This is a genomic window from Luteolibacter algae (genome assembly GCF_042683045.1).
Classification (GTDB): Bacteria; Verrucomicrobiota; Verrucomicrobiia; order Verrucomicrobiales; family Akkermansiaceae; genus Luteolibacter; species Luteolibacter algae.
The window spans coordinates 32,238-55,969 of sequence record NZ_JBHUIT010000017.1; the positions used below are offsets into that span (position 1 = coordinate 32,238).

The following is a 23,732-nucleotide window of genomic DNA, read 5'->3' on the forward strand; positions in this document are numbered from 1 at the left end:
GAGGGGGCTTACAATTCGTGGTAGGGGTTTCCAGTTTGACCAGTAGACCGGCAAGGGAGACGGGAAAATGTGTTGGAAGCCTCGCAAAATGAATGAGTTGTAGAAGTTTGCTAGGAATTTGTCTAAGATGCGTTGAGGGAGCTGGTCTTTCGGGTCCCAAACCTGTATTCGGAGGCCGAGCCAATGAACCTGAACTGTGTAAGAATAAGGAATTTCCGCCGTCTAAAGGACGTCCTGATCGATTTCGATTCCGAGATTTCGATTTTTGTCGGTGCAAATAATAGCGGAAAGACTTCTGCAACGCAGGCTCTCCAGCTTTTCTTAGCGGGTAGCAAAACCCGGATTGCGTTTCACGATTTCAGCGTTGAATCTTGGTCTGCTTTCGACGCTTACGGTGACTTCAACTTTGCAACAGAAGGAGAAGAACCGCATCCCGTGTGTCCGACAATGTCGATGGATCTCTGGTTCAGCGTCGATGAGCCGGATTTGCACCAGGTAATGAATTTCCTGCCAAGCCTAGACTGGGAAGGTTCGCTTGTTGGCGTCAGAATTGAGTTCGCTCCTTCTGATCCGGCAACTATGTTGGATGCCTACCGTCAGGCGAAGGCGAAAGCTGCACTTCACGTTCAGCCGGCGACTGTTGAACGGGAGGCCTACCAACCATGGCCGAAGTCGTTAAGCGATTATCTGGATCGCGTATTGCCGCAAGAGTTCGAGTTCCGTTATTTCGTTCTCGATCATTCGAAATTCGACGCGGATTTCCGACAGACGGATGACGCCTACACGCCGGCCCGAATGACTGGCGACAAAGGAAGCGCCGCTGTGACATTGACTGGCTTGCTGAAGGTGAGCTTTCTTGGTGCTCAGCGGAATCTCGCAGAGGATTCCGGAGGGCGGGCTGAGAATCTTTCGAAGCATCTGGCTGGCTACTACAAGCGAAACCTTGAAAAGATTGAAGCCGACTTTGCTGCCTTGGGCGCACTCGCCGATTCACAGAGCAAGCTGAACACTCACCTCAAAAAGGTCTTCGTTGAAATCTTGGAGAAACTGCAAAAGCTAGGGTATCCCGGCCTCGACAATCCGAAGATCGAGATCCGTTCGAGCGTTGATCCCACCGCATTGCTCACTTCCAATGAGGGAACGCGGGTCTACTACGGTTTGGATTTACCGGGGGCGGCGGGTGCCGAACTCAGTCTTCCCGACCATTGCAATGGGCTCGGATTCAAGAACCTCATCTACATGGTGGTGCAGCTTCTGGATTTTGATTCCGGCTGGAGGAGGGAGGAGCAGAAACGCGCGCCCCTCCACCTCGTATTCATCGAGGAGCCGGAGGCGCACATGCACGCGCAGCTCCAGCAGGTCTTCATCCGCGAGATTCTGGAGCTGCTCAAAGCCCCCGATGGTGATGGCGGTTTTAAGAGCCAGCTCGTGGTGACAACGCACTCTTCACACATTCTCTACGAGCGGGGATTTACACCCATCCGATACTTCCGGCGTGGGAACGGTGATCGCCGGCAGCTAACCGACGTGGTGAACCTGTCTCGGTTCTACGCAGACGCTCCAGAGCCGGATCGCGACTTCCTCGCCCGGTATTTGAAGCTGACTCACTGCGACATCTTTTTCGCTGATGCTGCAATTCTGGTGGAAGGAAACGTCGAAAGGCTGCTGCTGCCTCTGATGATCGCCAAGGCAGCACCGCGCCTTAGTAGTTGCTACCTGAGCGTTCTTGAAGTTGGAGGGGCATTCGGCTTCAAATTCAAGCGGCTGATCGAATTCTTGGGTATTACCACTCTCCTGATTACCGATATCGACAGTGTCGAACCGGATGTCTGTGACGCGCATGGCAAGAAGATCAGTGGAGGACGTGGGTGCAAGGTGGATTTCGACGGCGCGGTGACCTCCAATCAGACCTTGAGGCAATGGCTTCCTGGCAAGACCACAATTGCCGAGCTGATCGCGGTGACAATTGATCAGAGGACACAGCTTCCGGACGAGAATTCACAAGCCTCGGTTCACGTGGTCTATCAGACTTCAACTTTGACTCGATGGAAGCAGAACGGGCAGGAAGATGCAGAAGAACTACAGGTCACTGGGAGAACTTTGGAGGAATCTTTCGCAATTCAGAATCTGGAATGGTGCCAGGATAAACAGCACAAGGATCTGGGGCTCCGAATTCCTCGGGCGCAGGAAAAGGGGTTAATTGCGGTTACTGAGGCTATTGGAAAGCGGGTTCGGGGAAAGAAGTTCCGAAAAACTGATTTCGCTCTGGCTTTGATGCACAAGGAAGAAGTTTGGGAAGTCCCTTCGTACATCCACGATGGCTTGCGGTGGCTTGAATCGAAGATTATGCCGCCCGTGGAAGCCGACAATTCTGGAGGTGCCGAGGACGATGAAGCTGTTACGACGGAGGAAGAGGCATGACTAGTAGAGCATCAAAACCTGACACCGCAGCTGATCTGAAACTGCGGGAGTGTCTCGATACTGCATCGAGCTTCGTGATTGTCGCAGGAGCTGGGTCAGGGAAGACGACCTCTTTGGTCAAAGCTCTCGCCCATCTGGCGAAGAAGCATGGTGCCGGGCTTCGCAAGAGGCGTCAGCAGGTGGCTTGCATCACCTACACAGAGGTGGCACGAGATGAGATTTGGCACGATGTCGGGGAGGATCCGCTTTTCCACGTTTCGACAATCCACAGTTTCCTGTGGGTGCTGATCAGGTCGTTCCAAAAGGACATCAAGCTTTGGGTGGCGGATCGAATAGCGGCGAAGATAGCCGAATCCCAAGAGAAGATAGACAAGCCAAGGACTCACGCCGCCACCAAGATCAAGGAGCAGCGGAACATCGTGCGATATCAACGCCATCTGGAGGCGTTGGATAGTGTAGCTCAGTTCATCTACGGAACAGGAAGCAATTATAAAAAAGGAATCCTTGGACACGACGATGTCATCAAGATGGTGCCAGAGCTACTGCGAGCCAAGCCGCTGTTGCGTGCCTTGGTCGCGCAAGGTTTCCCATTTGTGTTCGTGGACGAGAGCCAGGATACGCTTCAGGAGGTTGTCGAAGTGCTGAAGCTGGTGAGGGAGGAACATAGGACTCGATTTTGCCTGGGATTCTTTGGAGATCCGATGCAGAAAATCTATACCACTGGGCTTGGCGCGATCCCAGTCGATGAGGGATGGGTTCAGATCGATAAGCCTGAGAACTTTCGTTGTCCTCCAAATGTCCTCAACGTGATCAACAAGATTCGCCTGGAAGGTGATCCCCTTGAACAGATCACCGGCCGGGAACATTGGGAGTCGGACGGATCTGCCCAATTCTTCATCCTTTCAAATCAGGGAGATCGATCCGCGAGACTTGAGCGGGTGGTGGGGTGGCTTGCAGAGCACGATCCGCAATGGCGCGGCACGGCTGCTGGTGATGGCGTGAAGCTCCTCGTGATTGCCCACCGGATGGCTGCGAATCGTCTTGGATTCCCGGATCTATATGCCGCCTTCAACGACAACAGTCCACCTTCCGGATTGAAGCAGGGATTTACTGACGGGACATCGTGGGCACTGACTCCGTTTTTGTCCTACCTTCTTCCGCTTTTGAAGGCGATTGAGATCGGCGAAGGGTTTGAAGCGATGGCACTCCTCAGACGCAATTCGCCGGCATTCATTGGGGTAAATGCGGTTGAAAGGCCTTCCGACCTTCTCGGTGCGCTCAAAGGATCAGTGGCGAAGCTTGCTCCGGCCTTTGCTGATGGAAGCGCTGTGACTGTTGGCGAACTTCTCGAGCAAGTCTTGGCCGGTGGCCTCATCTCTCTTGATGGTCGCTGGACGGAGCACCTTCCGGTGGAAGGAGAGGCAGCTCCGACGGAACAAGCTGAAGAAGGTGACGAGGACACAGAGGACGGGGCAGAGAAGGAGCGGCAGGTAATTTCCGCATTTCTGGGATGTCCTGCGAGGCAGCTATTGGGGTATGAGCGCTATGTGAACGATCAGTCAGTATTCGCCACTCAGCACGGGATCAAAGGAGCCGAGTTTGATCACGTCCTGACAATTCTGGATGACGAAGAGGGCAGCCACAATCAATACTCCTATGACAAATTTTTCGGCCTCGTGCCGCTTTCAAATAAAGACCTGGAAAATATCAATCAGGGAAAGGATTCGGTAATCGAGCGGACTCGCAGGCTTTTCTATGTTTCTTGTTCCCGGGCCACCAAGAATCTTGCAGTGGTGTATTTCACTAGCGATGTAGAAGCGGCCAAGAAGGTGGTTGAGAAAAGGAAATACGTACCCAGCAACTGCATTAAGACTTTCGAGGGATGACATTGGATCTTTGTATCTTAAAAATCTATGACGCGAAAACTGACTCCAGTGGCAATGCAGATTGAACTCCGCTCAATATTTACCGAAATCAAGTCCCTCAAACCACGCTCAATAGCGCTGGTCTACAGAAACTTGAAATCTTGGGAGGAATGGGAAGATGGCAAGAAGGTGCTACGGGAGAAACTCGAGGGTGGGGCAGAAAAATTCTCTTCTGAGTTAGTCAAGCTGGGGATCGGAAGCGTGCTCGTATCTAGGGAGAAAATCCACGATGATGCCGCGGAGATAGCTAAGTGCGACATGTGCGTGGTGACCGGAGAGCCATTCTACAGCCTCATCACGATAGGGAACGATGTCAGGGAAGCTGGTTATGAAGGGTCTTTATTTCTGGAGATTACCCCGGGGGAGGCGGAACAGTCGCGCAATGCGAATATTGCTGTAAAGAATGCCGAGAGAGTTTCTGCTACGGACCTTCTGTCCAAATTTGTCTATTTGACCAAGAAGCGTGGTGACACTAGGGCTATCGATTTCCCATTATCGAAATCAGGAGATGAACCCAGTATTCCTGTCGTGCCGAAAGTGTTTGTTGAAGGCCGAAGCCGCTCGGTTTTCTTGACCAAGATCGAACGCAATCCCGAAGCGAGAAGGAAATGCATTCAGGCAAATGGCGCGCAATGTGCGCTCTGTGGTTTCGATTTCTCGAAACGCTTCGGGAGCCAAGGTGAAGGTTTGATTCATGTGCACCATCTAAATCAAATTTCGGAGTCAAAGGGGGAAAGGGCTGTAGATCCAACGAAAGATCTTTTGCCCGTTTGTCCGAATTGCCACTTCTTCATCCACTCCCGTAAGCCGATGTATTCGCAGGAAGAGGTTCTGGCGTTTTTGACTTCAAACGCCGCAGCGATCCAGCAAACTGCGGCGATTGAGCCTTGACCACCCTTCTTTGAGTCTCGGGAGATTTGATTGGCGTCGCGGGGAAAGGGCCGATTTATTCTTGCGGAATTGAACGGGTTCAATTCCAAGGTGGCGATGAATTGCTCTCCAACTCGGCGGCGCAATTTTTGACGGCTTCGATGGTCCAGCCGGCTGCTCTGGTGCTCAATTTCACGGATTGGGGGTAGCGTCCCGATTTAATCCCGCGATACCAGGTGCTTCGGCTGACGGGGATGATTTCGAGGACTTGTGGCAGGCGAAGGTAGCCTGTCATTTGCGGTGGGTGTGATTGCGTCATTCATTTTCTCCGTTGGTGGAGGTTAATGAATAGTGCATCCGAGTGACCTAGGGGAGTCCTGGGTGGCCAAAGCCGATCCTATTGAATGAGACCGCGAGGAAGCGTCATCCTTGTTTGGGCTGCTCTTGGAGAGAATCGACGCACTGATACGGGCATTCTTAGCGCAGATGGCGCATACAATGGTGATGGTAAGCCGTGCAAATCAATTGCCTTAGAACCTGTGACGGGCAATGAATCGGATCTCAACTCAACTTCTGAGGATTTCCATTAGTTTGGAAGAGGCGGGGCTTAAGGCTCACGCTTCTGAACTTGTCACGATTGCCGAAAGGATTGCCAAGGATGACCGCCTACTAACGGTTGCTGAAGCTGCGGCATGGCTCGGTTGCGGTCGCCGGACGCTTGACCAGATGATCTCCGAGCGAAGGATTCCGGCTCACCTCATTGGTGGGCGATACCGTTTCGACAAGTTGGAGATTTTAAGGGAAACAAAGCTTGGTAGATGATGATTCGGAAGGGCTTCCGTTGAGATTTCGGCTCTGGGTCTGTTATGATCGTCGTAGGTGAGACGGCTACGGCGCATATGATTAGAGGCGCTCCGTAGGACGCTTAGTTTTGGTTGGGATTCACCCAAACTTGAGCTAGCATCCAGCGACACGGTAGCAACTATGTTTTCACGTGGTTGAAACAGAGTGGTTTTTGAGTGTCGTGTTGATGTGGACGAGGAGTTTTCTCGCGACGGCGATCAGGGCCTCCTGGTGGTGTTTGCCGCGGGCTCGCAGGTCCCGGCAGAAGGGCGGCTCAGGCTACCGGACGAACTCGTGGTCAAGACGGTTCCAGCGGGTCGGTCGGCCAACCCTTCTGCTTTCCGAGCGAATCTTACCACAGGCTCAACACACAAGCCGGTGGGGATCGTTTCGAGGGTTATCCTTGTGGCGGTATGCCGTAGCAAAGCGGAGGCATTCCGCGCTAGGGATCGAGTGGCCAATGGCGAGGTGATTGCGGGCACGGTTGTTGAGTGGGAGGCGGGCGCAGGCGCGAGACGGAGGCAAAGAGCACTCAACAACGGTGCATCTTCCTTGGGTTGTTGAGATGTTCGGGTTCGGGCGGAGCCCGGTAGAATGGGGGCACGCGAGCCACTATCGTGGCTCGCGTTGGGGGAAAGGCATTTCCCCCGCCAGATACAAAGAGATACAGAGCGTGGCGAATGCCCAGCTACCTTTGCTGGTTATCAGGTTTCTGACTTCCACCGACCGCATGTCGATTGGATGGTTCTGAAATCGGGATGAGTCCCGAGTGTTGCGACGAAGTCTTTCACCTCGTTGGTGCCCACCGTGAGCTTCGCCCTGTTGACGTACGCGTCAATTTGCTTCTCGTCGGTTTTGGTTCGTCTTGGTGAAGTCGCGTAGCAGTAGAGGAAATGCACGAGTGCTTCAAGATGTCGGTTTTCCAGGCGGAGCAGATTTGCGAGATTCCGGTGGACGGAGCCGTCGAGGGCAATGGTTTGGGCGCGGGTGAATTCAGAGCGATCCGCATGTTTGAGATAGAGTGATTTCTGTTCGTGGTAGAACCGCCAAGCCCCATCGAAGTCCTTGTTGGCAGCCGCAACCTTCGCCCTGTTGCCCGCTTCGGCGGCCTGCCCGAGGTAGTCGGTCATATCCATTCGATCCAATGCCTTTAGAATGTCGTCGGCATTGCCCTGGGGTATCGGGATGGTTCCTTTTGTTGAACTTCGGGTTCGCCTCCGGGTGGATTTGGCCGTGGTTTTCTTTTGCGAGCAAAAGAAAACCATGGCGATGATGGTGGCCACCGCGATTGCAATTCCGGCGGTTCCGATCTTGTCGTGAAGCCAAACGACGGGAGCCAGCAGGAGGACAAATCCGATCAGTCTTCCGTCGATTTGATTGCGCCGCGCCATTTTCTGAGGGTGGTCTTGGAGACTCGGGGGGTCTGTTGAGATGGCCTGTCACTTGGAGGGATACATTGGATACTTCACGCCGTGTTCGGGAACCTCCGGATATTGTGGGAGAGGCTCGCGAAACTGATCCCAGTCCCATCCATCCATAAAGATATCACCGTCACAGTCCGGGTAGGGGCACATTGGAATGTCGCCTACCATGCGATGCTCGCCTCTCCTGTAGGCTCGTTCGCAGTGCATACACCACTGGTATTCCGAGGTGTTCTCATCCTCTTCATCCTCGTCGGATTCGTTTTCGCTGTCGTGGGCGTGGATCATTTCTGCTAGGCAATTTGAGTCGCTTTTAGTGGGGCTTTTTATGTGCAATTTAATCCACGCGTTCGGTGAATGCACTTAGTGCTTGATGGCATTTGTGTTTTTCACAAATCATTTTGAGATAGCTCTCAAATTCGTCGGTTTCGTCTTCGGTTCGAGATGCTAATCCGGCCAGGTATTCAGCGCCGTCTAGCAGATCGTATACGGATTCCGGATCATGACCCTTTCCTGCCATCCAACGAGACGATATGAATAGCTGCTGGAGTGCGTTAAATGCTGGAATAATTTTATTTTCTCTTATCATCTTCCCCAATTAAATATTATTTCAGATACACTGACTCCATGCGACCACGGACTAACGCTAATTGGCGGCAATGGGGTTCCTTTTAAGGTCGCATCGTGCACGCTGCCGAAGCGTTCTATTTCTTGCAAATAATGCCTAGATAGATTTTCAGATTATGATGCCTCCTGATTCAATAATTTGTTGATGGATCTATTGTTAGATCTGGCATCCTTGATTTTTGTATATTGTCTATGCCCACACCCGTTTCGTTTAGATCAATTGTTCCTGTGTAGACTCTGCTGCTTTGGTCACCTGGTTCCGAAAAAATAGACAGCCCAAATTGGCTATGGGCGCATTCTTTACTGCTTGCTAAAAAATTTACAATTTTGTTAGCTATATCTACAGACTTTCTAAGAATATCTTTTGGGTCTGTGCTTCCGAAAGAGAGAGGCCCAACATTTATAATGTATGAACCTCGATTTGCCTGGCCGGCATTTTCTTTCATGGCTGGAATTTCAGTGATTTCCAGCAATGACATGCCTAATGCAAGTTTGAGTTTGGTTTCTATTTTTTGAACGCGCATATCTCCGGGCTGACTTGGCATGGCCTATTCCATTGGCTTTTGTGTTGCGTTCATAGCTATTCTTTTGTCGCTTCCCTTCGGATGGAAAAGGCACGCGATGATTAAGTTTTCATCCGAAATCCATGTCGATAGAGAGCTGCCTTCATCAAATTCAAAAATAATGAGTTCTAACCGTCTGTCTTGGCGGCTTAGATTTTCCAAGATCTCACGCATGCCCATGGCTATTCCATTCGGGTTTTTGCACCTTAATTTAAACGAATTCAAATAGTGTTCACTCGTCAATTTTCCGCATTCAAGAGAATTATTTTGGTGAGTAGTTATGCGGCTTGAGAGCTTTGCCTCAGTAATCCCAGTTGATATTACTTTGGCTAGATTTTCTAAATATTTTAATTTTTCGATAAAATTTAGAGTATTTCCGTTATTCATCTTTGTAGTGCGAAAGTCATTTTCACAATGTATTACAAGAGAGATTACGAGGATCTAAGCTAAGTGCCGTTTAAGGAAACGATATGACCTTTGGCTATCGTTCTTCCTTCCCAAAGATAAATGTTTTTTCCTTCATTTAGTTTGGGGAGTGCCAAGGATGGATTCATAAACTTTATCTTTATGTCATGAGTCGCCCCCAGTTCAAAGCGAACATCAGAATCAACTACGAATCGGCAATCAAATCCTTGTTTGGTGTCATCGTCGATAAAAAGCGGACAGCCGTAGCGAGTCGCTACTATGCCAGTATTTCTTCCCCCCTCTGATGTCGTTAGGAATCGAACTCTTATTATTGCATCGTGTTTCATCTTGTTCGTGGGACGGCCATCCAGTCCAAAATCGTGGGTTGTAATCCTGGAAGGGCATTGTTCGGAATTACGAAGGCAGGGATACCCCCATCAACACTTGTCGGGGCTGGCAGCGATGAAGTGGGTACTTCTGTCATAATGGTAGTGTAAGGGGGATCGCGAAATCTCCTGACTGCTTGTTGAGCATAGTCCGATGCGTGCTCCGCAGAGGTTGTGAAGTATTTGCCTTCTGCTGATCCTCTATTGATAAGTTGCCCTGTTTGACTTATGTCGGCCAGTTCATCTGGGCCAACTGCTCGATAAAGTGTTGTTGTTGGGACGTCTGCTAATCCATCGAGGCGTCTAGCCCCTTTCACTAGGTCTCCTCCAGGTATAAAGCCTATCGCGGCGAAAGCTGCTCCGCTACCGTTGCCGTTCCAGACGTTGGTGCCAAGGTCTCCGACGTCCATCATGACGCCTAATGGGGTGAAGCCGAGCAAGACCTCAGCTGCCACTCCTAATCTGGCGGCTTCTTGAGCGGTTTGTGCGTTGCCCATTCCGTAACCACCGTTGGTGCCATAGCGCGACATGTTAAGTTGATTGCCGCCACGATACTCGGTTCCATCCAATCCGAAGGGATCGTTAAGGCTGATGGGGTTTCCGTCCGCATACGCGAACCAGTTCGCGCCACCCGAGAATCCAATCGGATCGGAGTTGAGGAAGCGCATCAGGTAGGGGCTGTAGTATCGTGCCCGCATGTTGAGCAGGCCGTTTGCGTCGGTCTGGACACCGGCTTGCCCGTTGTAAAGAAACGGTGTGTCCATGTCGCCGTGCTTCCAGAAGCAGAGGCCGTACGCCGAGTATTCGGCCTTGCCGATGACCTTGCCGGTGTCGTCTGTGCGGGCTATGGTGCTGCCGACCTGGTCGTAGTGGTGGGTCTTTGTGTTATCCGCCTCGTCCACCTCATAAAGCAGGCCGAGGCCATAAACGTAATAGTTCTTGGTGTTGTCTGCGTTGTGGCGGATCAGGAGACGGCTGAGGCTGCCGTTTGGGTCGATCACGTCCCGGATGGTTCCGCTGGTGTCGGTGATCGTGCGGCGGCGGCCTTCAGCATCGTAGGTGTAGGTTAGGCCATCCGCAGAGGTGAGTTGGTTGCGTGAGTTGTAGGCCAAATTGAGGTGGCCGGAGTCCTGTCTGATCGGCCCGTAGGTCATGTTGCCGTCGGCATCGTGTGTGACGGTCTGGCCGTTGATGGTGGCTAGGCGGTTGTCGTCATCGTAGGTGGCGGAGAACGACGGATGTTGCCAGCCGCTCTGGACAAGCGGGGCGCGGAAGCGGCGGGCGATCTGCCCGGCGGCGTCGTGATCGAACTTCAGGTAGGAGATCAGCTTGCCGCCCACATACTCCCTCTGTGAGACAAGCTGGTTGGCCGCATTATAGGCCATCACTGCGGTGGTCCCGTTGGGGCGTGTGATGCCGGTCAACCTGCCGAGGCGGTCATAAAGATAGATGGTTTCCCGGTTGTTCCAATCGGTGACGGTTTCGAGCAGGTTGCGGGCGTTGTAGGTGTAGTTGACCTGCTTGCCTGCCGGGTGCGCGGCATCCGGCGGGTAGGTGATGCGGGTCAGATTGTTGTTGGCATCATAGCGGTATTGGATGAAATCCCCGTCGGCGGTGGTGAAGGATTTGAGCCTGCCGCGTTCGTCGTGATCCCGGCTGATGACGTCCGCCCCTTCCGTGACGGTTTCCAGCAAACTGCTGTCATCGTAACCGTAGCTGACGGTGCCGAGAGGGTCTGTTTTGGTTTCGATGCGGTTCTTGCCGTTGTAGAAAAGCGTTGTTTTCTGCGAGGACGGCTCTTCGATGGATTCGACCAGCTGGTTGTCGTAGTAGGTCGTGGTCGTGGTTTTCCCCCCGGGCGTGGTGAGGGTTTCGAGACGGTTCGCGTCGTCGTATGCGAAAATGTAATTCTTGCCCCGGCGGTTGCGCAGCAGGGTGAGGTTGCCGTTCGGATCGAGCGTGGAATTCGCGTAATGGCCGAGGGCATTGGTCGTCCGGGTTTTCTCGCCGCGTGCGCTCCAAATGAATTGGGTGGGCTGGTTGAGCGGATTTCTGGTTTCCACCGGCTGCCCGTTCGGATCGAAATCGGTTTCCGTGCGGCGGGCGGCGTCGTATTCCGTGGTGACGGTGTGGCCAAGGGAGTTTGAAACGGTTTCCGGCCAGTCGCGGATGTCGTAGGCGGTGGTCAGGACGTTGTTTCCGGCAGCCAACGCCGGAAGCGTAGTGGTGAGATGCTTGCCCTCCGCGTTCCATGTGTGGCTGGTGACGTTGCCTTTGGCATCGGTGGTGTTCTCCAGGTTCCCTGAGTCGTCGTATTGGTTGACGATGATGGCGGCGGGTTCTCCGGGAACGGGCGGCAGGGTGGTGGTGAGGAGCTGGCGGCGCTTGTTGTAGGTGTTGAGGGTCTTGCGCGACTCTTCATCCGTGACTTCCAATACATCCCCGCGAGCGTTGTTGAGGAACATTCGATAGGTGCTGTCGTGTGCGGTGACACGCTGGAGTCCGCCCCAGGCATCATACAGCATGGTGGTGGTCTTTTGCTCTCCGTCCGTGACAGTCCAGAGGAAGCCGTTGGAATGGTAGGTGTATTCAGTGACGTTGCCCTCGGGATCGGTGACGGTTTCCGGGAGATGTTGTGCGGTGTGGGTGTAGTAGGTGACTTTTCCTCGCCTGTCCCACATCTCCTCGACCCTGTGCAAGGCATCGTAATAGTAATCCGTTAGTTCGCCACGTTCGTCGATCGTGGTTTCAAGGTTGTTGTCGGCATCGTAGAACCAGTCGAAGCGTTCGCCTTTCGGGGTGATGGATACGATGCGGCGGTCCTGGCCGTCGTATTGGGTGGAATCGGAATGGCCGAGCTGGTTCTTGGAGCCGATGGCGCGTCCACGGGAATCGTAGTAGTGGGAAATGACTCCGCCCAGAGGATTTTCCTCCATGTTGCAATAGCCGCTGTAATAGAGGTTGTAGGTGCGGGCGGCATCCCCCTTGTTGCGCTGCACGATGACGCGTCCCTTCGCATCGTAGTCGTTCTCCACGACGGTGCGGTTTTCGGGATCCTTTACCCATGTGACGCGGTGGGCGGAATCATAGCCGTATGCTGTGGCCTTGCCCTCAACGTCCGTGACGGATGTGAGATCGTCTCCGGTGTATCCGAAAACCACCGAGCGGCTGGTGCTGTCGGATACAGAGGAGATTTTCGATCCGGTCCAGTTGAACGTCAGCGTGCGTCCGAAGGCGTCGGTGACGGTGGAAAGTTTGCCGGAGGAATAGGCGAACTGCTGGGTTTTTCCGAAGAGGTCGGTAATGCTGCCGATTTTGCCATCGGTGCGGAAGGTCATGGTGGAACCATGACGCTGGGTGAGCGTGTAATAGGCGCTCGAACCGCTGCCGTTGCGGGAGAGGGTCAGGTTCATGCCTGCGGGCGGCACGAAGCTGCCATCGGGCATTTCAACGAATTCGAGGGTTCTGTTTCCTATCGTGACAGCGACGGCCTTATAGCGCAACTGATCCACGGCCCAATGGATGGCGAGGGCGGCGGTGGCCCATTCCTTGGCGGTGGTGTGGTTGCGGCTGAGATCGGCTGCGGCCGCAAGGGCGGCGAAGAAAGGAGCCGCCTGATAGGATGTGGTGGCACCAAGTCCGGCCTTCACGCTGCTGCGGGTTGTGGCGGAGATGTCATAGCTGTGGGTCCAGCCGAATCCCAGCCCGGCAGTATTGTTGTATGCCGCGTTGGAGTTGTAGGAACGCGTGAAGGTGATGCCCGCCGGGTCGCTGCCGCCCATGGTCAGGTCGGTCACATCCGAAACCCATGCGCCCGTGGCTACATCCACGGGGTCGCCGAAGGTGTGTTGGGGTGTGGTGTGTGGGATGGAGGGGATGGCAAGATTTGACGTGGAGGAAAGATAGGCGGGGTTGGTTTTGAGCCATGCGATCAGTTCAGCCGTTGAAACCGTTCCTGGTTGGCTGTTGTAGCCGCCATAGTTGTCCCCGATCTTCATGCTGACGCGGGTCGGCTCTTCCAACGCGAATCCGAATCCGGTGTATTGATTTAGAACAATTTTTCCGCTGCGGGGCAAGAGTGCGCGGCTGGAGGCGTTTGCGCTAAGGGCAGTCGAGATTTCGGCCAGAACGTTGTTAGGCGTTGTCGGGTAGTTCTGGAGTTCCGAATTCACCGCCGACCAGTTGGCTGCGGTGGCGCGGTAGATGCGCTGGCCGGCCTGGTTTGCGAGATGCACCATCTTCACCGTGGAGGTGGCACCGAGTCCGGTTCCCTGCATTTGCTCAAGCACCCCGTGTTCCATGGCGCTGGCGAAGGTGATGGTGAGGCGGGATGCATTCTCAGCTTCCGCAAAATTGGTAGTCCGGTGATTCCGGGCGGTGAAGCCCAGGCCTACGTCGATGTAGAAGGAAATGTCGCCGGAGGAAAACGAGCGTTCCTGGCCGACCCTCCCGAACTGGTGATGGTGAAGCGGCACCGTGTTGAACAGTCCGGTGATGACCTGTTCGGAGAGATGGCATTGGTGGAGCCAGTTCAGTCCCATAACGTTGAGCGATTCGGTGCGCACGCGCCAATCGCTGTCAACCAGCCCCGCCCTGCGATAGGCATCGAGCTGCTCTTGTCTTGCACGGGACAGGCGATCCGGGTTTGTGAACGAGTAGATGATGGCATAGGCGCAGTCGTCGCCCTTGAGATATTTCTTCGTTTCAGACTGGTTGCTCTTACCTAACTTGGTGACGGTGTAACTGCCACCGGTCAGCTCGTAATGGTTGTGTGTGATGCCCAGCCGGAAATCGAACTGCGTGACTGCGGACGGGATGCTGAATGTCGATCCGACGAGGGTTTCGTCGAGATAGATGCGTCCGGTGTTGCCGGAAAAGGTCAGGGACAGCTTTCTTCCGCGCAGGCCGGGGAGATTGAGGGTCTGGTTGAGGTAGGTGCTTGTCCATGATGTGCCGTTCCAGATGCCCGCCCGGAGTTCGAGCTTGGACATGTGGACGGTGGGGATGGCGGACCATGTCTCGAATGGGAGCCATACGCCTGCGGCGTAATTATCAGGAAATATGGATTTGATGCCGCCGGTGTTGCCGGTGGCCCAAGGGTCAAGGTTGGTGTAGCTCTCCATGTCGATGGTGGTCGATTCCGTGATCCGTTCGGAATGCCGCCAATCATGGTTCGTCTTCACCGCCTGGATGAAGTTCTGGGTTTGGGTGGTGAGGCGGCTGGAGAGTGCGGAGTAGTTCAGGCCGCTCACCCATCGGGCTCCGTCGCCTGAATTCACCGTGCCGCCCGCATCCGTGAGGATCTGGCTGCGCGAGTAGCCGGTTGCTGCCGCGAGGTCGAGGCCGCTGCGGATGGTTTGGTATTTGTAGGACGGCGAGAGTTTCTTGCCGTTCAGTTCCACCCAGACATGGGGGATGCTGAAATAGTTCACGCTCGACTGGCTGAATGCGTCCACATAGGGATAGCCCCTTGGGGTTAGGAATTCGTAGATGGTGAGAAATTCCTTCTGCGCGGCTGTGGGGAAACCGGACGGTGCTCCGCCGCCCGGATAGTAGTAGGCGGTCAGTTGTGCGTTTGTCCAATGGGAGAAGGGGCTGGTGGAGATTCCGAGCCATTTCGCCATCTGCCCGTAGCTGAATATGCACGGGCCGTATTTGTAGCTGGGATTCAGTCCCGCCGCCCGGAGAAGGGATACGAGCAAGGCGCATTGGTCGTGTTCGTTGCCGCTTCCCTCCAACAGAGTGAGATGCGCGCCTTTCTTCGACCCGAAATAGGCCTCGAAGCGGATGAAGTTATGGACGTATTCGAAGATCTTGACGGGATCGTTGCGCAGCCCGCGGGCTAGCGCCTCGATCTCCGGCGTGACTTCGTCCGCCTCGTTTCCTCCGGGCGTGATGCTCATGGGGGCGAAGGCTATAGGCGGGGACGCCTCCGCTTCGCTCAATGATTCAGCAGCCTCCAGGTTTGTCAAAGGCTCGGCCTGTTCCGGCTCGTCGGAATCCACCGAACGGGATGCGCCGGGCTGTGCCAGCCATGCGGCGGCATCCTCAGGAGCAACCGAGCCTTCAAGCCAGCCGGGATTGTCTCCGTTTTGGGCGTGGCCTACGGAAGCGATAGCCAGCAGTAGGGAAAAGGTAAGAGAAAGATATTTCATAGGAGAGGATGTCTTATTGGGCGGTCAGCAGATTTCCTTCCTCGTCGGGGGTGTAGTTCCCAGCACCGGCGGGAGCGGTGACAACGGTCAACCTTCCGGCAAGGTCGTAGGTAAATCTGGATGGTTCTGCAGCAGTTGGATCGGAATAATCAGTGGTTGGGTTAAGTCCCAGATTGCTCTTCTCCTTGTTGGATAGTCCGTCGGGCTGTCCGATGGCGTATGGGTCGGCGGTGGTGAGGTTGCCGAAATAAAACGTTTCCCAACCGTCGTGAAGACCATCGTTATCCGAGTCCAAAAAATACTCGAACCTAAGAGAAAAGACCGCCTTGAGCTGACCGATGTTGGCCACACCTCTGTTGCTATCGTCCGTGGGGGCGGATGTCCATGGAAAGCAATTCTCCGGGGTCGAATTGTCTTTGGTTCCGTTGTCGGCCAGTTGCTTGTCTAGCCATGCGGGGGCGGCGTTGTGGAGGTGGGTGTAGAAGGGATCGGCGATGGCTTTGAGCTGGCCGATGAGGAGAGGGGCGTGGTTTTTGTCACGCTCGGTCTGATTGGCGGGGGGTGCCCAGGAGGGGATGGGCTTGCCGGGGCCAACGAGATCCGACTCAATGGCGGCGGCGGTGGTCGGGAGAACCTGCGCCAGGGCGTCGAGGGCGGCCTTCGCCATGTGCTTGGCCTGGCCGATGTTGGCGGGGCCTTTGTTGTTGGGCGGATCGACGGTGCTGACGGGGTTGGAAGGGTCGCTCCACCATAAGGGTGGTGAGGCGAGGGCGGCGAGCATCAGCAGGAGGAGGATACCGGGGACAAGCTTTTTCTGGGAAAGGGGCACGACGGGGAAACTTTAATTTTTAAACTTCAAACTCCAAGGTAGAGGAAGACGGCGACCGGAGGTCACCACTACTGGTAGATGCCCATGGAGATGTCGCCCTGGGGTTTGGTGATGACGATGTCGCCGTCGGCATATACGACAAAGGAGTTCTTGCGGTTGGCGAAAGCGGCACCAGTGCCGTTGCCGATGACGAGGTGGGCGGGTTTGGCGTAGGGGATGGCGGCGTTGTAGGTGCCTGCGGTGATGGAATTCTTGTTCTGGTCGGATTCCACAACGTTGCCCTGACCGACGACGAGGGAGGCAGGAGCATTGTTGTAGTTGTAATAGCCCGTGGTGATGGAGGAGTTGTCGAGGACGCTGTTGTAGGAACCCCCGACGATGGAGCCGTAGCCGTGGATATAGTTGTGATGGCCGAGGGCGAAGGAGCCGTAGTCGTTGTCGTCCTGTTCCACGTCGTTCCATCCACCTATGGCAAGTGCCGAGTGTTGCGTTACGAAATTGCTGATGCCCAGAGAAAGCGACTGCGCTCCTGAGACATGATTGTTAGAACCCAAGGCTCCAGAATAACTGGTTGAGACAGTATTGCCCGTTCCGATGACTATAGCGTCACCGGTGAGGGTTATTGCCGCAGAAGCGGGGAGGCAGATGGTGGCGGTGATAAGTGCGGTAACTGCGGTTGTTTTCATGGGATCAGCGGGTTGGTGTTTGTGGTTTGCTAGAGGTCTCGAGAGGCTGGCCGATTCGTTCGGTGAACAGTTTGGTCTGGATGAGAGCGGGAAGGAGGTTGACGGGAGATTGTGGGTTGGCGCGGATGGCGGCGGCTTCTTCCGGGGGGAGGGTGGAGAGGTGGCGATTGTGGACGTGGAGGGCTTTGGCAAGCTGCTCCGGGGTGGCGTCGGGGCCCGGGAGCGGGGGGAGGGCGACCGGGCGGGCCGGGGTGTGCTTGTTGCGTTTTTCCGCGTCGGCCTTGGTGTTGAGTGTGTCGAGCAGGGATGCTCGGAGGCTGTGGAACTCGGCGGGGGTGATCTCGCCTTTGGAGAAGCGGCGGGAGAGGGTATGGAGGGAGGCAGCGGCGATGCCTTCGGGTGAGGGGTCGGCGGGTCGGGCCGGGCGCACGGGCCGGGCGAGGGGCTGGGTGCGGTCGAGGGTGTCGGCGAGGTGGTTGATTTCGTCGATGCGGGTGGCGTTGTCGGCGAACCACTGCTCGATGCGGACGATTTTCTCCTCGCCGGGGATGGTCTTGTCGCGGGCGATGCGGGTCAGTTCGGTGCGAGTGTCGGCTTCAAAAACGGCTAGACGCTGGGCGTGGACTTGATGCAGGGCTTCCGGGGGCTGCTGGCCGGGTGATGTGGTGAGGGCGGAGCAGCTGAGGGCGAGCACGACGGGGAGAACGGATCTGCTTTTCACAAACCGATGGCTATCCTCTTAATTGGCGGTGGCGAGAACTTTGATTTTGGGAAATGGACGTGGATTCGTATCCATTGATTTTCAACGGGTTGAGTAATGTGATTATTTCGTCACAATGGGTTAGGGAGTGGTTATGTAGTCACGAATGGGCGCTAATTATTGGGCTCGAGGCTGATTTGTTCTTTTGAACCGCCAGATGCGCGAAGTTCGCCAAGGAGATGGTGCGGGGAGGTTTATTTGGCAGGGGAAAACGGCGGATACAGAGGTGAGGCGAGTGGGGAAGGCAGGGGTGGGGGTGCTTGGAACCAGTTGCGCATGTCTTTTGCGGCTTGTCTCTAATCGTCGGACTCATAGATAGGTTGATGTTTTTCCTATACTGCTACAGCCCGCTGTAGCTGTTTTCCGTGGGACAACCGCCTCAATTTCCGGAGAGACTATGTCCTGTAGCTAACCGGGGTTGTCATCGTATTGGGCGCTTACAGTGAAAGTGGTCGTCAACAGGACGGCAAAGGAAAGAGAAAAGTATTTCATGGGAACGATGTTGGTTACTGGGCGTTGAGCAGGTTGCCTTCCTCGTCAGTGGTGTAGTCTCCGGCACCGACCGGAGCGGTGACGCCGGTCAGTCGGCCTGCCGGGTCATAGGTGTAGCCCGCAGGCTGGATGGCATTTTCGTCAGAGTAGTCGGTGTTTGGGTTCAGCCCCAGTTCGGCCTTTTCCTTGTTGGTCAATCCGTCCGGCTGGAGGATGGCGTTCGGGTCTGCGGTATTGACATCGCCGAAGTGGAAGAGTTCCCAGCCATCGGGCAATCCGTCGGTGTCGGAATCCCCACCGGCGCTGTCCTTGTCCAGCGGGTCGGAAAAGAGGTTTTCCACCTCGTAATAGTTGGGGATGCCGTCGTTATCGAAATCCGCGTCCCTTGCCTGTTGCAAGGTCGTGACGCCCGTATCGTCCACATAGTGGAGCCGGACGAAGAATTTCTCTTCCTCTTGCGTGTTGATCCCGAAGCTTTTCAGCCCGGTTCCGAATTCCACCAGCGGGGCGTAATTCCAGTTTTCTAGGTCAAGGCTCCATTCGATGAAGTAAGTACGCAGGGCGACACCGATCCAGTCGGTGTTTCATGTGCCACAGGCACCTTCGGTGAATGAGATTTGCGGCTGGGGTTCGGGGTCGGCGTTTGAAAGGCTGGTCGCGGCCAGGATGAGAAAGCCGTATCGGAAGAGTTGGCGTTTCATGGTTGTGCCCCCCCTTCAAGTGCCTGCACGCCACGCGGCGACGGGTGATCCCGTTTCCAAAATTGGATCGTCACATCGTTGGGTTTGGGCGGATTCGCCAGCAGATAGGCTTTACGGTCAGCGTGGGCTTTTTCGCGGGCGTGGTAGGCTTCCTCCATCCTCACGCCTTCCTTGCGGTAGAGGTCGTGGATTTGTTCCAAGGTGTCCATCGCCGCACTGTCTTTCGCGCCTTCGACCAAGACGAAGGCGGGGCCGCCATCGGCGAGGTCGGGCATGATAGGAATTTCGGGGATTTCCTGTCCTTTGTATTCGATGCCGTGTGCTTCGGCCATTTCCTTCATGCGGCGGGTGTCGATGCCGCCGATTCCCATCAGCAGCCCGTAGTCGTAGAGCGTGCCGTCCACGTCATCCTTCACCCTATAGGTGGAGAATCCGCAGAAATGGTGGAAATCGAGGTTGCTCCATGCCGTCACTGAGCCGTCAGCCCGCCCGTTCGGGTAGATTCGGAGGAAGGTGCGGTTGTTGTCATAGACCGTCGCAGAGAGAAACACGAGTTCGGTTTCGCGATAGTCTTCCCTCAGCTCCGCCATTCTGGCGATGACGGCTGGATCCTCGGGAGGCAAGGCCGGCAGCGGTGGCGGTGGATCAATGAGGTTCGGGTTTTCGACGAGCTGCACGGTGACATTGATCGTCCCGGTGATGGGCGGAAGGTCGGGCATTTCCGGTGCTTCCGACACACCCATGCGGGTGGTGCGGGTGCTCACGACCTTGAAGTCGATAGGGTCGGGTTTCGGTGGCGGCGGCGAGGGAGTGCCGTCGGTGATCGGTGCGGGAATCCCGACGTCCCATTTGGTGAAGATCTGCTCTGCAGCGGCAGAAAAAAATAACCCAAAAAACGCGAGGAAGGCGGGTAAATGTTTCATAACTGAGGGATGCTTTCGGAAAGAGTTGGGGTTGTCCATTTTCTTGTCGTGAGAAATCGGACAGCTCCATGAGTCCGCATTGGCACTGGTAGTGCTAGGGTGATGTTTATAACCAACAAGCGAAAAATGACTCTCTTGTCCTTCTGTGACATTTCAAGGTGCCTGAATGTCCATCGATTCAGGTGAAACATTTACCGGCGATTCTCCTTCGGGAGATCCGGATGTGGATCGTCTGTTGCGGATCGTGGCTGCACTTCACTCTGAACGAATCGCCAAAGGATTGACGCTGAGGCAGCTCAGCAAGATGATCAATGTGGATTTTACCCATCTTTCACGCTCTGAGCGAGGCTTGACGCAACCGGGGTTGGTAGTGTTATTGCGCTGGTGTCGTGCTCTTGATCTGGAAATTGAAACGCTATTCCTTCGTACACGCGTTTGAATCCCAGTAACCACGATTCAGGCGAGCTTTGACGAAAATCAAAGCGAATCATCCTTTGCAGACGCACCGCTGGTAACTGAATATGTTCCTGTACAGCGGGGTGGAAACGGTATCAAGCAATCTGAGTCGCCCGATTTAAATCAGTCGATTGTGATGGCTCAGTTACGGTCTGCGCTCTTCTTTCTCATTTGGATACCAATTACCAAGATCATCACAAACGTTCATTCAAATTTTCATATTACGGTTCGGTATGAAAACCAACTCGCAGCCACATTCTCTGGCAGCGGCCGTTTGTAGTTTGTGCGAATTATCTCTGGGCTATTGCCCGCTAGTTCGGCCACCCAATCACGTGAGACCCCAAGTGCTAGTAGCGAGCTGATCCAAGTGTGCCGGAGGCCGTCCTTCGGCCAGCTGGTGATGAGCTTGGCCTCTCGTAGTTCGGGGCTGACTAGCCGCTGGCATTTCCGAAAGGTGACCGGGCCGGATTTCTGCCGGTGCGGTTCGATCCAACTGCAAAGGGTCGTCCAGATCGTGTCGGCCAGTTCTTTGGTGAGGCCGGAACCGGGCTTTTCGGTGAACGTGATATAGCGAGCCTCGGCCAGCTTTCCTGCCACCTCGGCGCGGATACGGATGTGGCGTTGTATGAAGTCGATGTCTTGCCATTGGATGCCATCTCGCTCACCGACCACGCCTTCGACTTCGCTGGGACGCATTCCGGCGAAGGCACCGAGTGCAAGAAAGACGATTTTGGATCCGGCATCGGGCTTGCCAGATGCCTGATACCATTTAAGGCAGGACTCCAACATCTTAGGTTCCCAGACGACCGGCTCGCCTCTTGGGATCTTCATTGAAGAAACCTCGCGAGCAGGATTATGGCCCTTTGGCACGAAGCCCCATACCCGCGCCCGCTCGTAGAGGTGGCGCAGGTGGGCCAGGATGTTGTTGCGGTAACGATTTGATCCCTTCAGCTTGATGTCCCGCCATTCCTCGATGTCCCGTTCCGTGAGGGAGTCGAGATAGCGCTCTCCAAGCGTCTCTTTAATGACCCCGGCCTTGCTGGTGGCGTCATTGCGGGTCATTGAGCTGTCACGGTCTTTATATTCGGCGATGTAGAGGTCGCAGCAAGCGGCGACAGTCGCGCGCTTGAAATTGTCCTGCCGGTCGAGCGCCTCCTGAAGGATTGATTTTGGATCCCGTAGCTTCCGGCACAATTCAAGAAGTGCGTGCTCGTCGGCTGAGATCCGGTGCACCCGACCGATTTCCCCGCGCTTCAGTTGACCTTTGATTTCCTTAGCCAGCTTTTCAGCATCCGCCTTGGTCTTCCGGTCTTTGACTTGGCGCGGCATTCCGGGTGGACTCCAACTCACTCTCCACGGCTTTCCGGGAGCTGCTGGGGAGTAGAGTTTCACAGGACCGATTTCGGAGTCGAAAGGCATGAGGGAAGCCTAAAGAAACACACAGAAAACACACGGATTTTTTGCCAAAATCGGCTATTTCCCGCCAATATGAGACCTTCAGAAATGGCCAAAAAAAACCGCAACTGGCTTTATTTAAGCTTGTTGCGGGTCATTTGAAATTGGTGGAGGCGAGGGGAGTCGAACCCCTGTCCGGAACGCCATCTGCGAAGGCATCTACACGTTTAGTGGATCATCTAGTGATTCGGAAAAACTGGGCTGACCCACCGCGTTGCTTTTCCTAGGGACCTGTTTGATCTCGAAGGGGAACCCGGTCTCCCGATTCCCAATCCAGCCTGTTAGTTTGCGCCTCCTCCCTTAACAGGCATCAGGGATTTGACGATGCTGTCAATTAAGCAGCAAGTGCGAGCTCGTTAGAGTCTGCATTTATTTGTTTTGGGCGGCTTTTTTAAGAGGCCAACCGACCAACCTCTACGTGCAGCCAGCGCTTCAAACATTCCGTCGAAACCAGAACGCCCCCAGTCGCTAAGCGAAAATAAGAGTAGCATGGTGTGTGATTTATTCAAAGGAAATTCCTGAATGGATAAAGCTCTTGAGAGGTGGGTGAATTGTGGTTTGTTGAAGGCCATTATGAATATTAGTCGCCGGGAATTGATTGCGCTGCTTGGAGCGGGCGCACTGGGTAGTTCGAGATCGTGGGCCGCACAGCCAGAGGGCAAGACTTACGGGGTTGCGCTGGTGGGGCTGGGCAGCTATGCGACCGGACAGCTCGGTCCAGCGTTGCTGGAGACGAAGCGGGCGAGGCTGACTGGTATCGTGACCGGGTCTCCGGAAAAAATTCCTTCTTGGCGTGAGAAATACGGTGTGGCCGAAGGAAATGTCTATTCCTACGAGAATTTCGATGAGATCGCGGACAATAAAGACATCGATGTCATCTACATCGTTCTTCCGCCGGGCATGCATGCGGAATACTCGATACGTGCTGCGGAAGCGGGAAAACATGTGATTTGCGAGAAACCGATGGCCGCTACGGTGGAGGAATGCGATGCGATGATCGCCGCCGCGAAAAAGAACAAAGTGGGGCTGCATATCGGTTACCGGCTGCATTGGGATCCATATCACCAGCGGCTCATGGAAGTGGCGAGGACGGAGGAGATGGGTAAATTGAAGGATTTTTCAGCAGCTCTTGCCTATCAGGACAGGAACCCGAAGGCCTGGAAGCTTTCAAAAAAATTGGGCGTCGCGGGTGAACTTTATAATCTGGGGACCTATCCCGTGCAGGCGGCGCTCTATACCGTCCGCGAGAACCCGATCCGTGTGACGGCCACTTCCCACAATGCCAGACCAGAGCTTTTCACGGAAACTCCCGAGGGCTATGATTGGGTGTTCGAGTTCCCGGGTGGCGTGAAAGCGTCGGGTTTTGCGAGTTCCGCGAAGTCCGGGAATTTTCTCAAAGCGGATGCGGAGAAGGGCGGTTTCGGCTTGGATCAGCAAGCTTTCGCCTATGGTGGCATCGGCGGCTATGTGGGCGAAAAGCGCATGAATTTTCCCGAGGTGAATCAGCAGGCACTTCAAATCGATGGGATGTGTGCTTCTCTTGACAAAGGTGAGAAAGGGCTTGCTCCCGGTGAAATGGGACGGCGGGATGTTGCCTTGCTGCAGGCGATCATGAAATCAGCGGAGACCGGAAAGCCTGTGGAAATCGGCGATCTTGGCTACCCTGCTGTATGACTTTTTCCAACATCAGCTAGGAGCCCGCTCCTTCCGGGCGGTATTTGGTCTTTCGGGCCTCAGCCGGGAATAAACCGAGGGACACATGACTGCCAGCCTGGCGATCTAGTGATTTCAAAGGCTTTTGCCCAAAGAGATTG

The 23,732-nt window shown here is 54.8% G+C and carries 20 protein-coding genes and 1 other RNA gene; 7 read left to right on the forward strand and 14 right to left on the reverse strand.

Annotated features, from left to right (window positions below; all coding sequences use genetic code 11):
- Positions 1-183: 183 nt before the first annotated feature.
- The 3 genes from ACFSSA_RS09310 to ACFSSA_RS09320 all read left to right on the forward strand — a co-directional run bounded on the left by ACFSSA_RS09310 (position 184) and on the right by ACFSSA_RS09320 (position 5,237).
- The gene (locus tag ACFSSA_RS09310; RefSeq protein WP_386820167.1) at positions 184-2,421 is read left to right on the forward strand and encodes an ATP-dependent nuclease; all 2,238 of its coding nucleotides are present in this window, start codon (positions 184-186) and stop codon (positions 2,419-2,421) included.
- A complete protein-coding gene (locus ACFSSA_RS09315) occupies positions 2,418-4,307 on the forward strand; it encodes a UvrD-helicase domain-containing protein (RefSeq protein ID WP_386820168.1) in 1,890 nt (629 codons plus the stop codon). Before ACFSSA_RS09310 ends, ACFSSA_RS09315 begins: the two co-directional genes overlap by 4 nt.
- A gap of 168 nt (positions 4,308-4,475) precedes the next feature.
- Positions 4,476-5,237, forward strand: a complete 762-nt coding sequence (locus ACFSSA_RS09320) for an HNH endonuclease (RefSeq protein WP_386820169.1) — start codon at positions 4,476-4,478, stop codon at positions 5,235-5,237.
- 79 nt (positions 5,238-5,316) lie between these two features.
- Here ACFSSA_RS09320 and ACFSSA_RS09325 read toward each other — a convergent pair whose 3' ends face one another.
- Complete coding sequence (locus tag ACFSSA_RS09325; protein WP_386820170.1) at positions 5,317-5,535, reverse strand: helix-turn-helix transcriptional regulator; 219 nt, start codon at positions 5,533-5,535, stop codon at positions 5,317-5,319.
- Between the two features lie 230 nt (positions 5,536-5,765).
- On the opposite strand from ACFSSA_RS09325, the gene ACFSSA_RS09330 reads away from it, so the two are divergent.
- Together ACFSSA_RS09330 and ACFSSA_RS09335 are read left to right on the forward strand one after the other, a co-directional pair.
- Complete coding sequence (locus tag ACFSSA_RS09330) at positions 5,766-6,038, forward strand: helix-turn-helix domain-containing protein (RefSeq protein WP_386820171.1); 273 nt, start codon at positions 5,766-5,768, stop codon at positions 6,036-6,038.
- 210 nt (positions 6,039-6,248) lie between these two features.
- Positions 6,249-6,623 (forward strand): hypothetical protein, encoded by a 375-nt coding sequence (locus tag ACFSSA_RS09335; protein WP_386820172.1) that lies wholly within the window; start codon positions 6,249-6,251, stop codon positions 6,621-6,623.
- Between the two features lie 140 nt (positions 6,624-6,763).
- Here ACFSSA_RS09335 and ACFSSA_RS09340 read toward each other — a convergent pair whose 3' ends face one another.
- From ACFSSA_RS09340 to ACFSSA_RS09390, 11 genes are all read right to left on the reverse strand, one after another.
- On the reverse strand, positions 6,764-7,450 hold the full coding sequence (locus tag ACFSSA_RS09340; protein ID WP_386820173.1) for a hypothetical protein: 687 nt from the start codon (positions 7,448-7,450) through the stop codon (positions 6,764-6,766).
- A 48-nt stretch (positions 7,451-7,498) separates the two neighbouring features.
- On the reverse strand, positions 7,499-7,768 hold the full coding sequence (locus ACFSSA_RS09345) for a hypothetical protein (protein WP_386820174.1): 270 nt from the start codon (positions 7,766-7,768) through the stop codon (positions 7,499-7,501).
- 470 nt (positions 7,769-8,238) lie between these two features.
- A complete protein-coding gene (locus ACFSSA_RS09350; RefSeq protein ID WP_386820175.1) occupies positions 8,239-8,652 on the reverse strand; it encodes a hypothetical protein in 414 nt (137 codons plus the stop codon).
- Between the two features lie 3 nt (positions 8,653-8,655).
- Complete coding sequence (locus tag ACFSSA_RS09355) at positions 8,656-9,057, reverse strand: hypothetical protein (protein WP_386820176.1); 402 nt, start codon at positions 9,055-9,057, stop codon at positions 8,656-8,658.
- 59 nt (positions 9,058-9,116) lie between these two features.
- Positions 9,117-9,422, reverse strand: coding sequence for a hypothetical protein (locus tag ACFSSA_RS09360; protein ID WP_386820177.1), 306 nt, complete (start codon positions 9,420-9,422; stop codon positions 9,117-9,119).
- On the reverse strand, positions 9,419-15,616 hold the full coding sequence (locus ACFSSA_RS09365; protein WP_386820178.1) for an RHS repeat-associated core domain-containing protein: 6,198 nt from the start codon (positions 15,614-15,616) through the stop codon (positions 9,419-9,421). The genes ACFSSA_RS09360 and ACFSSA_RS09365 overlap by 4 nt, the downstream gene beginning before the upstream one ends.
- A gap of 13 nt (positions 15,617-15,629) precedes the next feature.
- Positions 15,630-16,445, reverse strand: a complete 816-nt coding sequence (locus ACFSSA_RS09370; protein WP_386820179.1) for a hypothetical protein — start codon at positions 16,443-16,445, stop codon at positions 15,630-15,632.
- Between the two features lie 68 nt (positions 16,446-16,513).
- Positions 16,514-16,999, reverse strand: a complete 486-nt coding sequence (locus ACFSSA_RS09375) for a hypothetical protein (protein ID WP_386820180.1) — start codon at positions 16,997-16,999, stop codon at positions 16,514-16,516.
- A 136-nt stretch (positions 17,000-17,135) separates the two neighbouring features.
- The gene (locus ACFSSA_RS09380; RefSeq protein ID WP_386820181.1) at positions 17,136-17,852 is read right to left on the reverse strand and encodes a hypothetical protein; all 717 of its coding nucleotides are present in this window, start codon (positions 17,850-17,852) and stop codon (positions 17,136-17,138) included.
- A gap of 545 nt (positions 17,853-18,397) precedes the next feature.
- Complete coding sequence (locus tag ACFSSA_RS09385) at positions 18,398-18,883, reverse strand: hypothetical protein (RefSeq protein ID WP_386820182.1); 486 nt, start codon at positions 18,881-18,883, stop codon at positions 18,398-18,400.
- Positions 18,884-19,080: 197 nt separating this feature from the next.
- The gene (locus ACFSSA_RS09390; protein ID WP_386820183.1) at positions 19,081-20,007 is read right to left on the reverse strand and encodes a hypothetical protein; all 927 of its coding nucleotides are present in this window, start codon (positions 20,005-20,007) and stop codon (positions 19,081-19,083) included.
- 166 nt (positions 20,008-20,173) lie between these two features.
- Between ACFSSA_RS09390 and ACFSSA_RS09395 the strand changes: the two genes are divergently transcribed.
- Positions 20,174-20,446 (forward strand): helix-turn-helix domain-containing protein, encoded by a 273-nt coding sequence (locus ACFSSA_RS09395; protein WP_386820184.1) that lies wholly within the window; start codon positions 20,174-20,176, stop codon positions 20,444-20,446.
- 233 nt (positions 20,447-20,679) lie between these two features.
- Here ACFSSA_RS09395 and ACFSSA_RS09400 read toward each other — a convergent pair whose 3' ends face one another.
- Both ACFSSA_RS09400 and ssrA read right to left on the reverse strand, forming a co-directional pair.
- On the reverse strand, positions 20,680-21,882 hold the full coding sequence (locus tag ACFSSA_RS09400; RefSeq protein WP_386820185.1) for a tyrosine-type recombinase/integrase: 1,203 nt from the start codon (positions 21,880-21,882) through the stop codon (positions 20,680-20,682).
- 141 nt (positions 21,883-22,023) lie between these two features.
- Positions 22,024-22,381: a transfer-messenger RNA gene (gene ssrA / locus ACFSSA_RS09405) on the reverse strand.
- A gap of 110 nt (positions 22,382-22,491) precedes the next feature.
- Here ssrA and ACFSSA_RS09410 point away from each other — a divergent pair.
- A complete protein-coding gene (locus ACFSSA_RS09410) occupies positions 22,492-23,592 on the forward strand; it encodes a Gfo/Idh/MocA family protein (protein ID WP_386820186.1) in 1,101 nt (366 codons plus the stop codon).
- Positions 23,593-23,732: the final 140 nt, after the last annotated feature.